At 71.5% G+C, this 10,666-nt stretch carries 15 protein-coding genes; 8 read left to right on the forward strand and 7 right to left on the reverse strand.

Going from position 1 to position 10,666, the window contains the following annotated elements:
* The coding region (locus HUX53_RS09125; protein WP_303623160.1) for an acyl-CoA dehydrogenase family protein at positions 1-560 on the forward strand (560 nt) is incomplete at its 5' end.
* Here the strand turns inward: HUX53_RS09125 and HUX53_RS09130 are convergent.
* Together HUX53_RS09130 and HUX53_RS09135 are read right to left on the reverse strand one after the other, a co-directional pair.
* The gene (locus HUX53_RS09130; protein WP_309237129.1) at positions 553-1,971 is read right to left on the reverse strand and encodes a HAMP domain-containing sensor histidine kinase; all 1,419 of its coding nucleotides are present in this window, start codon (positions 1,969-1,971) and stop codon (positions 553-555) included. The two genes, HUX53_RS09125 and HUX53_RS09130, sit on opposite strands and share 8 nt — an antisense overlap.
* A gap of 1 nt (position 1,972) precedes the next feature.
* Positions 1,973-2,653: a response regulator transcription factor gene (locus HUX53_RS09135; protein ID WP_176402717.1), complete on the reverse strand. Its 681-nt coding sequence runs from the start codon at positions 2,651-2,653 to the stop codon at positions 1,973-1,975.
* A gap of 116 nt (positions 2,654-2,769) precedes the next feature.
* On the opposite strand from HUX53_RS09135, the gene HUX53_RS09140 reads away from it, so the two are divergent.
* From HUX53_RS09140 to HUX53_RS09160, 6 genes are all read left to right on the forward strand, one after another.
* Positions 2,770-3,381, forward strand: coding sequence for a PepSY domain-containing protein (locus tag HUX53_RS09140; RefSeq protein WP_217919256.1), 612 nt, complete (start codon positions 2,770-2,772; stop codon positions 3,379-3,381).
* Positions 3,382-3,421: 40 nt separating this feature from the next.
* Positions 3,422-4,219, forward strand: a complete 798-nt coding sequence (locus HUX53_RS09145; RefSeq protein ID WP_176402718.1) for an SAM-dependent methyltransferase — start codon at positions 3,422-3,424, stop codon at positions 4,217-4,219.
* Positions 4,220-4,237: 18 nt separating this feature from the next.
* Complete coding sequence (locus tag HUX53_RS09150) at positions 4,238-4,705, forward strand: SRPBCC family protein (RefSeq protein WP_176402719.1); 468 nt, start codon at positions 4,238-4,240, stop codon at positions 4,703-4,705.
* 103 nt (positions 4,706-4,808) lie between these two features.
* Positions 4,809-5,924: a transposase gene (locus tag HUX53_RS09155; protein ID WP_255205072.1), complete on the forward strand. Its 1,116-nt coding sequence runs from the start codon at positions 4,809-4,811 to the stop codon at positions 5,922-5,924.
* Entirely contained in the window at positions 5,921-6,220 is a 300-nt protein-coding gene (locus tag HUX53_RS39955) for a M20/M25/M40 family metallo-hydrolase (protein ID WP_217919257.1), read from the forward strand. Before HUX53_RS09155 ends, HUX53_RS39955 begins: the two co-directional genes overlap by 4 nt.
* Complete coding sequence (locus tag HUX53_RS09160) at positions 6,202-6,798, forward strand: M20/M25/M40 family metallo-hydrolase (RefSeq protein WP_309237130.1); 597 nt, start codon at positions 6,202-6,204, stop codon at positions 6,796-6,798. The genes HUX53_RS39955 and HUX53_RS09160 overlap by 19 nt, the downstream gene beginning before the upstream one ends.
* A 1-nt stretch (position 6,799) precedes the next feature.
* Here the strand turns inward: HUX53_RS09160 and HUX53_RS09165 are convergent, their stop codons facing one another.
* Together HUX53_RS09165 and HUX53_RS09170 are read right to left on the reverse strand one after the other, a co-directional pair.
* On the reverse strand, positions 6,800-7,468 hold the full coding sequence (locus tag HUX53_RS09165; RefSeq protein WP_176402720.1) for a trimeric intracellular cation channel family protein: 669 nt from the start codon (positions 7,466-7,468) through the stop codon (positions 6,800-6,802).
* 67 nt (positions 7,469-7,535) lie between these two features.
* Positions 7,536-7,805: a hypothetical protein gene (locus tag HUX53_RS09170; protein WP_176402721.1), complete on the reverse strand. Its 270-nt coding sequence runs from the start codon at positions 7,803-7,805 to the stop codon at positions 7,536-7,538.
* A 137-nt stretch (positions 7,806-7,942) separates the two neighbouring features.
* Here HUX53_RS09170 and HUX53_RS09175 point away from each other — a divergent pair, with 137 nt between their 5' ends.
* Entirely contained in the window at positions 7,943-8,575 is a 633-nt protein-coding gene (locus HUX53_RS09175) for a YdcF family protein (RefSeq protein ID WP_217919259.1), read from the forward strand.
* Between the two features lie 17 nt (positions 8,576-8,592).
* On the opposite strand, the gene HUX53_RS09180 is transcribed toward HUX53_RS09175, so the two are convergent.
* The 3 genes from HUX53_RS09180 to HUX53_RS09190 form a co-directional block, all read right to left on the reverse strand.
* The gene (locus HUX53_RS09180) at positions 8,593-8,802 is read right to left on the reverse strand and encodes a DUF5999 family protein (protein ID WP_309237131.1); all 210 of its coding nucleotides are present in this window, start codon (positions 8,800-8,802) and stop codon (positions 8,593-8,595) included.
* A 136-nt stretch (positions 8,803-8,938) separates the two neighbouring features.
* Positions 8,939-9,451, reverse strand: coding sequence for a hypothetical protein (locus HUX53_RS09185; protein WP_176402723.1), 513 nt, complete (start codon positions 9,449-9,451; stop codon positions 8,939-8,941).
* Positions 9,452-9,720: 269 nt separating this feature from the next.
* A complete protein-coding gene (locus HUX53_RS09190) occupies positions 9,721-10,536 on the reverse strand; it encodes an SAM-dependent methyltransferase (RefSeq protein ID WP_176402724.1) in 816 nt (271 codons plus the stop codon).
* Positions 10,537-10,666: the final 130 nt, after the last annotated feature.

Raw genomic sequence — 10,666 nt, forward strand, 5'->3', positions numbered from 1 at the left:
GCAAGCTGGGCATCAAGGGCTCCCCGACCCGGCAGGTCATCTTCGAGGACACCCGCATCCCGGCCGACCGGATCATCGGCGCCGAGGGCACCGGGTTCAAGACGGCGCTGGCCACGCTGGACCACACCCGCATCACCATCGCCGCCCAGGCCCTGGGCATCGCGCAGGGCGCGCTGGATTTCGCTCTCGGTTATGTCAAGGAGCGCCGCCAGTTCGGTAAGCCGATCGCTGATTTCCAGGGTGTGCAGTTCATGCTGGCCGACATGGCGATGCGGCTGGAGGGTGCCCGGCAGCTGACCTACCACGCGGCGATCAAGTCCGAACGGGCGATGCAGGGCGAGAAGGTCGCCGACCTGACGTTCGTGTCGTCGGCGTGCAAGACGCTGGCCTCGGACGTGGCGATGGACGTCACCACCGACGCCGTCCAGCTCCTCGGTGGTTACGGGTACACGCGGGAGTTCCCGGTCGAGCGGATGATGCGCGACGCCAAGATCACCCAGATCTACGAGGGCACCAACCAGATCCAGCGCATGGTCATGGCCCGCCAGCTCCTCAAGTAGCCGGGAGCCGCACCTCGAAGAGCGCGCCGCCGCCGGGGGCCTCGCCGACCGCGAGGCTCCCGCCGTGCGCCAGCACCAGGTCCCGGGCGATGGCGAGGCCGAGCCCGGCGCCTCCCTCTTCCCGGCTGCGCGCGTCGTCCAGCCGCACGAACCGCTCGAAGATCCGCTCGCGGTCGGCGGCCGGCACGCCCGGCCCGTCGTCGGCGACCCGCAGCACCGCCATGCCCGCCTCCTCGCGCAGCGACAGCCGGACGGCCCGGTCCGCGTGCCGCTCGGCGTTGTCGAGCAGGTTGCCGGCCACCCGAGCCAGCCGCGCCGGCGCCCCCATGACCTGCGGGTCGGCTTCGATCGACGCCCGCACCGCGATCCGGTCGGACGGCGCGCGGCGCTCCAGTTCGTCCCGGACGAGCCGCCCGAACGCCACGGGACGGGCCGGCGGACGGTCCCCGGCGTCGATGCGGGCGAGGAGCAGCAGGTCGGCGGCGAGATGCTGGAGCCGCACGACGTCCTCGACGAGACCGTCCACGTCCAGCAGCTCCGGATGCGCGGCCGCCACCTCCAGCTGCGTGCGCAGCGACGCGATCGGGCTGCGCAGCTCGTGCGAGGCGTCCGCGACGAACCCGCGCTGCCGCGCCACCGACTCCTCCAATGCCGCGAGCGTCTCGTTCGTCGTCGCGGCGAGGCCGGCGATCTCGTCCCGCGCGTCCGGCACCGGCACCCGCCGGGCCAGGTCGCCGGACGCGGTGATCTCCGCCAGCTCCGCCCGGACGGCCTCCACCGGGCGCAGCGCCCGCCGCGTGACCAGCCACGTCACGCCCGCCACCACCGCGAGCAGCAGCGGCAGCCCGGCGAGCATCGCGCGGGTGACGGTGCCGACCGCGTCCCGCGCGGCGGCCAGGTCGGCGCCCGCGTACACGGTGACCGTCTCGTCCCGCGGCGTCGTCACCTCGACCGCCGCGAACCGGTAGCCGGCGGTCCGGCCGTCCACGGTCGCGCTGCCCGTGGTGAGCTTCGGGTCGTCGTCGGACACCTCGCCGCGTCCGGGATCGTCGTCGCGGTCGTCATCGTCGTCGTGCCCGCCCCCGGACCCGCCCGGCCGCACCTCGGGGGAGCCGGTGCCCTGGACGGCCTCCAGGTCGTCGCTCACCGCCCGGACGCGGCCGTCCTCGCCGACGACCTGCACCGGATGGTCCTCGGCGTCCGGCAGGTCGAGGCTCCCGTACGAGACGCCGGTCGCGAGCTGGGACGCGACCTCCCGCGCCGCCACCTCAGCCCGCAGGTCGGCCTGCCCGCCGAGGTTCGCGCGCAGCAGCAGCACCACCGCGAGCCCGGCGGCGATCAGCGCGCCCGCCACCACGGCCGTCGCGCCCACCGTCGTCCGGGCCCGCACGGACCCCAGGCGGCGCGCCACGTCAGGCGCCCCCGTCCCTGGCCAGCCGGTACCCGGCCCCGCGCACCGTCGTGATCGACCGGCGCCCGAACGGGACGTCCAGCTTGCGGCGCAGCGCGCTCACGTACACCTCGACGATGTTCGGGTCGCCGTCGTAGGCGAAGTCCCAGACCGCCTCCATGATCTGCGCCTTCGACACGACCCGGCCCGCGTTCGCCGCCAGGTGCTCCAGCACGGCGAACTCCTTGGCGGTCAGCTCCACCTCCGCGTCGCCCCGGAACACCCGCCGCGCCGCCGGGTCCACGGTGAGGTCGCCGAGCACGATGGCGGGCGCCGCGCCCCGCGTCCGGCGGCGCAGCAGCGCCCGGACCCGCGCCACCAGCACCACGTACGAGAACGGCTTCGTCAGGTAGTCGTCGGCGCCCGTGTCCAGGCCCTCGGCCTCGTCGTACTCGCCGTCCTTGGCGGTCAGCATCAGGATCGCCGTCTCGTCGCCCGCCGCCCGCAGCGCCCCGCACACCCGGTAGCCGTTCATCCCGGGCAGCATGATGTCGAGGATGATGAGGTCGTAGCCGCCGCCGAGCGCCCGGTGCAGGCCCTCCGCGCCGTCGTGGACGGCCTCCACCACGAAACCCTCGGCCGTCAGCCCCCGCGCCAGCGACGTGGCCAGGCGCTTCTCGTCCTCCACGATGAGCAGGCGCATGCCCTCAGCCTGCCAAACCGCACCTGAAGACGGCTTCAGGTTGCTTCAGGAGGGCTACAGGAACCCCCGGCATCGTCGGCAGCGAACCTGAGAACCGTACGAAGGGCGGGAGCACGATGAAGTTCGACGCACGGCGCATGCTCACGGGACGCGGGCTGCTGGTGACGGTGGTGGCCGCCGGGGTCCTGGCCGGCGGGGGAGCGACGGCCGCGGTCGCCGCCGGACACGACGACGAGCCGGCCGCGAGCGCCACCCCGACCGCCGGCGACCGGCCTACGGAGAGCGCTCCGCAGACCTCCGTGTCGATCAAGCAGGCGGTGGACGCCGCGCTCAAGGCGGTGCCCGGCAAGGTCGCGGAGATCGAACTCGACGATGAGCACGGCAGGACGGCCTGGGAGGTCGACGTCGTCGCCGAGAACGGCGACCGGCGGGACGTGGCCGTCGACTCCGGCACCGGCAAGGTCCTCACGAACCGCGCCGACGACCGCGACGACGATGACCGCGACGACGACCCCGCCGCGCTGCGCAAGGCGAAGGTGACCGCGCCGGCCGCCGCGGACGCGGCGCTGAAGGCCGTCTCCGGCCGCGTGACGTCCGCCGACTTCGAGACCGAGCACGGCAAGGCCGTCTGGGAGGTCGACGTGACCGGCAAGGACGGCGTCGAGCACGAGGTGACCGTCGATGCCGCGACCGGCAAGGTCCTCAATCAGGAGGTGGATGAGGACTGACGTGGATGGGGCCGGGGAAGGGACATCCAAGGAGGTGCGCATGAGCGAACAGAGACCCGGCCCCGACATCGACACGAGCGTCTCGCACGTGGCGCGCATCTGGAACTACTGGCTGGGAGGCAAGGACAACTATCCGGTCGACCGCGAGGTCGGCGACCAGATCCTGGGGATGCTGCCGGACGTGGCGCGGCTGGCGCGCGCGTCCCGGCTGTTCCTGAACCGGGTCGTGTGGCATCTGGCCGCCGAGGCGGGCATCCGCCAGTTCATCGACATCGGGACCGGCCTGCCCACGGTCGACAACACCCACGAGGTCGCCCAGCGGGCCGCGCCCGAGTCGCGGATCGTCTACGTCGACAACGACCCGCTGATACTGGAGCACGCGAAGTCGCTGCTCACCAGCACGCCGGAGGGCCACACGGCCTACATCCACGCCGACCTCCGGGAGCCGGAGGGCATCCTGGAGGGCGCCGCCGACACGCTGGACTTCAGCCAGCCGGTGGCGTTCACGCTGATGGGCATCCTGGAGTTCGTCCCCGACGACGAGCAGGCGTACGGGATCGTGCGGCGGCTGATGGGCGCGGTGCCCTCCGGCAGCTACTTCTCCATGTACGACGGGACGAACGTCATCCACGGCGAGGCGTCCGACCGGATCGTGGACGTGTGGAACTCCGCCGGCAACGCGCAGCTCGCGCTGCGGACGCCCGAGCAGATCGCGGGCTTCTTCGAGGGCCTGGAGGTGCTGGAGCCGGGGATCGTCCCGGTGACGCACTGGCGCCCGGAAACGCCCGGCGAACCCGAGGCGGTCGACGCGTACGGCGGTGTCGGCCGCAAACCCTAGAACCCCTGGGACGGTGGCATGGAAGGCGAGTTCGCCTACACCCTCTACATCAACACCACACCGGACCGCCTCTGGGAGGCCCTCACCGACCCGGCCTTCACCCTCCGCTACTGGGGCGTCTCCTTCGAGACGGACTGGAAGCCGGGTTCCACGGTCACCTGGCAGGAGGAGGGCGCGACGACGGCCGACCCGGAGCAGGTCGTCCTGGAGGCCGAGCCGGGCCGCCGCCTCGCCTACACCTGGCACACCTTCACCCCCGAGTGGGCGAAGAGCGTCGGCGTGGACGAGGAGACGCGCCTGCGGCTCATGGCCGAGCCGCGCTCCACGGTGGCCTTCGACATCGAGACCGTCGGCGAGACGGTCCGGCTGACCGTCGTCCAGCAGGCGGGCGAGGTGCTGCTCGGCATGTCGCGGCACGGCTGGCCGCACGTCCTGTCCGGGCTGAAGACGCTGCTGGAGACCGGCGAACCCCTCCCCACCATGTGATGTGAGCTGCCGGGAGGCCACCGGCATGAGCCTGGTGGCTCACAGGTGCGCGGCCATCACCGATTTGGCATGTGCCCACAGTGAACCCGCTAGAGTGTGAGGTATGGCGCGGCAGGTGAAGCGGGCCTTCAAGTACCGCTTCTATCCCACGGACGAGCAGGCGGCAGAACTTGCTCGCACGTTCGGCTGTGTGCGCCTGGTGTACAACAAGGCGTTGGAAGAACGCACCCGCGCCTGGTACACCGAGCAGCGCCGTGTTTCGTACGTGCAGTCCTCGGCCGCGCTGACGGAGTGGAAGAAGACCCCGGAGTTGGCGTTCCTGGGCGAGGTGTCCAGTGTCCCGCTACAGCGGAACATCGTGTGGTCGCGGCCCCTGCCGGAGGGCGCGGTGCCGTCCACGGTGACGGTGTCGCGAGATCGCGCCGGCCGCTGGTTCTGCTCGATCCTGTGCGCCGACACCATCGCTCGGCTGGACCCGGTCGACGGCGCGGTGGGCGTGGACGCCGGAATCACATCTCTGGTGACGCTGTCGACCGGGGAGAAGGTCACCAACCCCCGGCACGAGCGCCGGGACCGCGAACGGCTCGCCAAAGCGCAGCGGAACCTGGCAGACAAGGCCGAAGGCTCCAAGAACCGGGACAAGGCACGCCGAAAGGTTGCCCGCATCCACGCCCGGATCGCCGACCGGCGCCGGGACTTTCTGCACAAGTTGTCGACTCGGCTCGTCCGTGAGAACCAAACGGTCGTGATCGAGGACCTGAGCGTTCGCAACCTGGTCGCCAACCACTCGCTGGCCCGCGCCATCTCGGATGCGGCGTGGCGGGACCTGCGGACGATGCTGGAGTACAAGGCCGACTGGTACGGCCGTGAACTCGTGGTGATCGACCGGTGGTTCCCCTCCTCCAGGACGTGTTCGCAGTGCGGGACTATCACCGCGAAATTGCCTCTCGGCGTACGGGAGTGGAATTGTGATGGATGCGGCGCCCAGCATGACCGGGATGTCAACGCCGCGAGGAATGTTCTGGCCGCCGGGCTGGCGGTGTCGGCCTGTGGAGCTGATGTAAGACCCAAACGGCGCAAGCCCGGCGGGCAGCCGGCGAGGAAGCAGGAACCCCAGCGGGTAACCGCTCGGATTCCCCGCCTTTCGGCAGGGAAGAGGCCAAGTGAGGAGCGGGTTCGGCAACAACACACGGGTTCGACACACGGACGGCGCCCGTGACACTGCTGGCCGATTCCACCGACCAGCGGAACGGGACCGTGGTCGCGCTGTTCCAGCCCGCCGAGGAGGCCTCCGACGGCGCCCAGGGCATGGTCGACCACGGTCTCGCGGACCTGATCCCGAAGCCGGACGTGGCGCTGGCCCAGCACGTCCTCTCCGCACCGGCGGGGGTCCTCGGCACCCGCTCCGGGCCCGCCTTCACGACCGCCGACAGCATGCGGATCACCCGCACGGACGCGGCGGGCACGGCTCGCTGCCGCAGGCGACGGTGGACCCCGTGGTGCTCGCGGCGATGATCACCGTCCGGCTGCAGACCGTCGTCTCCCGCGAGACGCCGCCGGGGGAGACCGCGGTGCTGACGGTCGGCAGCATCCAGGCGGGCACGAAGAGCAACATCATCCCCGACACGGCCGTGCTGCAGCTCAACGTGCGCTGCTACAGCGAGCAGACCAGGCACGACATCCTGGACGCGATACGCCGCATCGTCACCGCCGAATGCCAGGCGTCGCGCTGCCCCCGGGAGCCGGAGTTCGAGATGTTCGACAGCTACCCGCTGACCAGCAACGACCCCGAGGCGACCGACCGGGTCGCGCGGGCCTTCGCCGACGTCTTCGGCGATCAGGCGCGGACGATGGACCAGCAGACCGCCAGCGAGGACTTCAGCGACATCCCCGCCGCGCTGGACGTCCCCTACACCTACTGGGGGCTCGGCGGCATCGACGCGGAGACGTACCACAAGGCCGAGGCCGCCGGGCGCGTCGCCCAGGACGTCCCGGTGAACCATTCGCCGTCGTTCGCCCCGATCATCCAGCCGACGCTCGACACCGGGACGGGGGCGCTGGTGGTCGCCGCGCTGGCCTGGCTGGCCTCCTGACTCACCGCTGGTCGCCGGGATCCGATCCGGAAGACCCGTCGCCGGGACGCCTCCCCAGCGGACCGGGGGCGTTGAGCCGGTACCGGACGCCGAGCATCCGGATGACGAAGCAGGCCGCCACGGCGACAAGCACGGAGGGCAGCGCGTAGAGGCCGGCCTTGACGGCCGCGACGGTGATCCCGGCCGCGACCAGGGCGGGGATCGCGTACAGTTCGCTGCGCAGCACCGACGGGATCCGCAGGATGAGGGTGTCGCGCATCGTGCCGCCGCCCACCCCGGTGACCACCCCCAGCAGCAGCGCGGGCCCGACTCCCAGCCCGTGGTCCAGCGCCTTGCTCGCGCCGATGACCGCGAACGTGCTCAGCCCGACCGCGTCCAGCACCGTGATCGGCATGTCCAGGCGGTCCAGCAGCCTGCTGAACGCGTACGCGAGCAGCGCGCCGCCCGCGGCGAGGGCGAAGTAGCGCCAGTCCACGAACGTGGCGGGCGGGACCGCGCCGATCAGGACGTCCCGGATGACGCCGCCGCCCAGCGCCGTGATCATGCCGAGCGACACGACGCCGACCACGTCCAGCCGTGCCGCGCGCACCGCCGTCAGCGCCCCGTTCAGCCCGAAGGCGAAGGTGCCGGTCAGGTCCAGGGCGAGCAGCAGCGGCGGTTCGGTGCTCATCCCCTGTACCTAACACGGGTGTACCTACCACGGGTGTGCCTACCACGGGCCGGGACCCGGACGGCGGTCACAGGCGCATGCCGCTGCCGCCGGACTCCTCCTCGCCGTCGGAGGTGCGCTCCAGCTCCAGGTACTCGTCGTCGGGCCACAGCTCGTCGGCGAGGCCGGCGAGGTACTCCTCGTCGCCGGGGTCGAGCTCGGCCACCATGGACTCCGGGTGCGCGGCCCCGTCGGGCGGCGGGCCGGGCGCGGCCCGTGCGGGCATGGGGCGGAGCAGGCGGGGCAGGCAGAGGCCGAACAGGGCGAGCAGGGACACGAGGACCAGGACTGCGATCACACCACACCGCCCTTTCGCGGTCGAGTTCCACATGATTCTTGCGTAAGTAACAAAACAGTTGAACGTTATCGGGACGGTCGGCCGGATGGGAGCCCGACATGCGGGGCGCCGGGGACAATGACCCGGTGGAGTCTGCTGTGGACGCGCGTGCGCGCGGGCTGGCGAGGATCATCTGGGACCACCTCGTCCTGTCCGGCCCCCTCTCCCAGGCTGACGTGATCCTCGCGCTGGGGTGCCACGACACGCGGGTCGCGGCGCACGCGGCGAGCCTTTGGCATGCCGGATGGGCGCCGCTGGTGATCGTCTCGGGCGGGCGCGGGAAGATCACCACGGCCTGGGCGGAGACCGAGGCCCGGGTGTTCGGACGGGTCGCCCGCGAGCACGGTGTCCCTGCGGACGCCCTGCTGCTGGAGGAGACGGCGACCAACACGGGGGAGAACATCACCGCGTCCCGGCGGCTGCTGGACGAGCGGGGGATCGCGGTGCGGAGCGGGATCCTGGTCGCCAAGCCCTACATGACGCGGCGGGCGGTCGCGACGGCGCGGCGCCAGTGGCCGGGGGTGGCGTGGTCCGCCGCCTCGCCGGAACTGGGGTTCGACGCCTTCGACGCCGACGAGCGCCAGTTCATCGAGCTGATGGTGGGCGACCTGCAGCGGATGGTCGTGTACGCGGAACGGGGGTTCCAGGTGCCGATGCCCGTTCCCGCGGTCGTGTGGGCGGCCTACGAGGAGCTCGCCCGGCTCGGATATGACAGGCACGTGATCAGATGACGTGCCCCCCCCGGCCGCTACGCGGTCGTGATGGGACGGTGCGGAGCGATCACCCGGCCGTCGGGCAGCAGCTCCCCGGTGTCCTCGAAGATGACGATGCCGTTGCAGAGCAGGCTCCACCCCTGCTCGGGGTGGTTCGCGACGATCCGGGCGGCCTCGCGGTCGAGGTCGTCCGGCGCCGGACACTCCGGCTCGTGCGTGCAGCTGATGTCGTGCTGAGCGTTCACGGGGTTCCTCCACGGTGCCCTGTGATTAAGGACATAGTGCAGCCTGCCGCCGTGCGTCCGAAATATGCAAGTGGATGGCGGATTCTTTACCGTTCAGCACGTGTGAACGGCGGATAGATCGGGCATTTGGGATCTTTCACCGCAAGAGACCCTCGTCGGGTTCGCCGCCGTGGTCCACGTCCAGCCCGACGACGGACGTGCAGCCCGTGCAGATCCACTCGGCGATGACGGCCTCGGAGTTGGTGGCGTGCGTCCGGTACGGGCGGTCGACGGCCCGGCGGCGCATCCCGTGCCCGCACGAGGAGTGCAGCAGCCGGCCGCAGGCCGGGCACGGCCACACGTCCTCGCGGCGCAGGTCGCAGCGCGGGCACAGCGGCGCCTCGTAGTGCCCCGCCGGCTCGCCGAAGGCCATCTCGTCCAGCCAGTCGTGCTCCAGGTCGAGGTACTCGTCGCCCGGCCAGTGGTGGTCGGCGAGCCATGCGAGGTACTCCTCGTCCCCCGGGCCGAGGACGGTCGTCAGCGACTCGGGGTGCTCGTCGTCCGAGCCGTGCCGGTCCGGGCGCGGTCGGCGCCTGCCGTGCCGCGCGGTGGCCAGGAGCGTCAGCAGGCCCAGGAGCGCGGCCGCGGCCAGGCCTGTCGCCAGGAGCATCGCGGCGTCCTCACATGATCTTGTGGCGGGAAGGTCCGATCATGAATGCACTTCACAAAACGCTGCGAACGCTACAAGAAAGGGTTGACAACGGAAAAGTCGATCAGAAAGATCCTTTACTGATCCATGACCGGACCCGGTGTCCGGAACCGGGCGGCGGCCTCGTCCGCAACCGCGCGGCCTGCGGGAACCGGGGCCTTGAGCATCCCGGAGGGACCGCACCCGGCGGGCGCGGTTTCACTCTCCGCTGAATCCGGGTTTTCCCGGAGTCAGTCCTTGCGGCCGAAGACGGCCACCATCTGGGTGTGCAGCGGGTGCTCCAGCGGCCCGGCCGGCCCGTCCGGGCGCCACTCGGTGACGTTCGCGACCCCCGGCTCCAGGATCGTGAGCCCGTCCATGAACCGCTCGATCTCCGCCGAGTGCCGGAAGTAGGAGCCGCCCAGGCCCGACTGCAGGATGCGCTTGGCCTCCTCGACGCGCGGGTCGTTCCCCGCGTCGTGCAGGTGCGTGAGGATCACGTGGCTGCCCGCCGGCAGGAACTCCAGCAGGCCCCGGACGACCCCCGCCGGGTCCCGCTCGTCCGGCACGTGGTGGATGATCGCGGCCAGCACGACCCCGACCGGCCGGGACAGGTCCAGCATCCCGGTCAGCGCCGGGTCGGAGAAGATCTTCGCCGGCTCGTACAGGTCGCCCTGGATGAACGTCGCGACGCCGTCCTCGGTGAGCAGCGCCCGCCCGTGCACCAGCACGATCGGGTCGTTGTCGACGTACACGACCTTCGCCGCCGGGTTCCCCTCCCGCGCGAACTGGTGCACGTTGGACGAGGTCGGCAGCCCGGACCCGATGTCGAGGAACTGGTCGATGCCGAGGTCCCGCGCCATGTAGGTCACCGCGCGCCCGATGGCGACCCGGTTGCCCTGCGCCACCACGGGCGCCTCCGGCACGAGCTGCATCACCATGTCGGCCACCTCGCGGTCGGCGGCGAAGTTGTCCTTGCCGCCGAGGAAGTAGTCGTACACCCGCGCGAACGTCGGCGTGGACGGGTCGATGCCGGGGGGCGCGCTCTCGGGGGAATCATCGGCCACGACGTGCGGCTCCTTCACTACTGCGCCCGCGCAACCCGCGCCGAGCGATCACTGACCCCCGAGCATAAGCCGCGATCCCTTGCGAGGGAGGGTTTTCGGGGCGGGGGTGTGGTTTTCCGCAGGGGTTCGC

It is taken from the genome of Actinomadura sp. BRA 177, assembly GCF_013372625.1.
Taxonomy (GTDB): domain Bacteria; phylum Actinomycetota; class Actinomycetes; order Streptosporangiales; family Streptosporangiaceae; genus Spirillospora.

Coding starts and splice junctions, on each gene's coding strand:
- HUX53_RS09140 (WP_217919256.1), top strand. CDS start 2,770: ATGAAGTTCGACGCACGGCGCATGCTCACGGGACGCGGGCTGCTGGTG.
- HUX53_RS09150 (WP_176402719.1), top strand. CDS start 4,238: ATGGAAGGCGAGTTCGCCTACACCCTCTACATCAACACCACACCGGAC.
- HUX53_RS09145 (WP_176402718.1), top strand. CDS start 3,422: ATGAGCGAACAGAGACCCGGCCCCGACATCGACACGAGCGTCTCGCAC.
- HUX53_RS09185 (WP_176402723.1), bottom strand. CDS start 9,451: ATGCTCCTGGCGACAGGCCTGGCCGCGGCCGCGCTCCTGGGCCTGCTG.
- HUX53_RS09165 (WP_176402720.1), bottom strand. CDS start 7,468: ATGAGCACCGAACCGCCGCTGCTGCTCGCCCTGGACCTGACCGGCACC.
- HUX53_RS09135 (WP_176402717.1), bottom strand. CDS start 2,653: ATGCGCCTGCTCATCGTGGAGGACGAGAAGCGCCTGGCCACGTCGCTG.
- HUX53_RS09155 (WP_255205072.1), top strand. CDS start 4,809: ATGGCGCGGCAGGTGAAGCGGGCCTTCAAGTACCGCTTCTATCCCACG.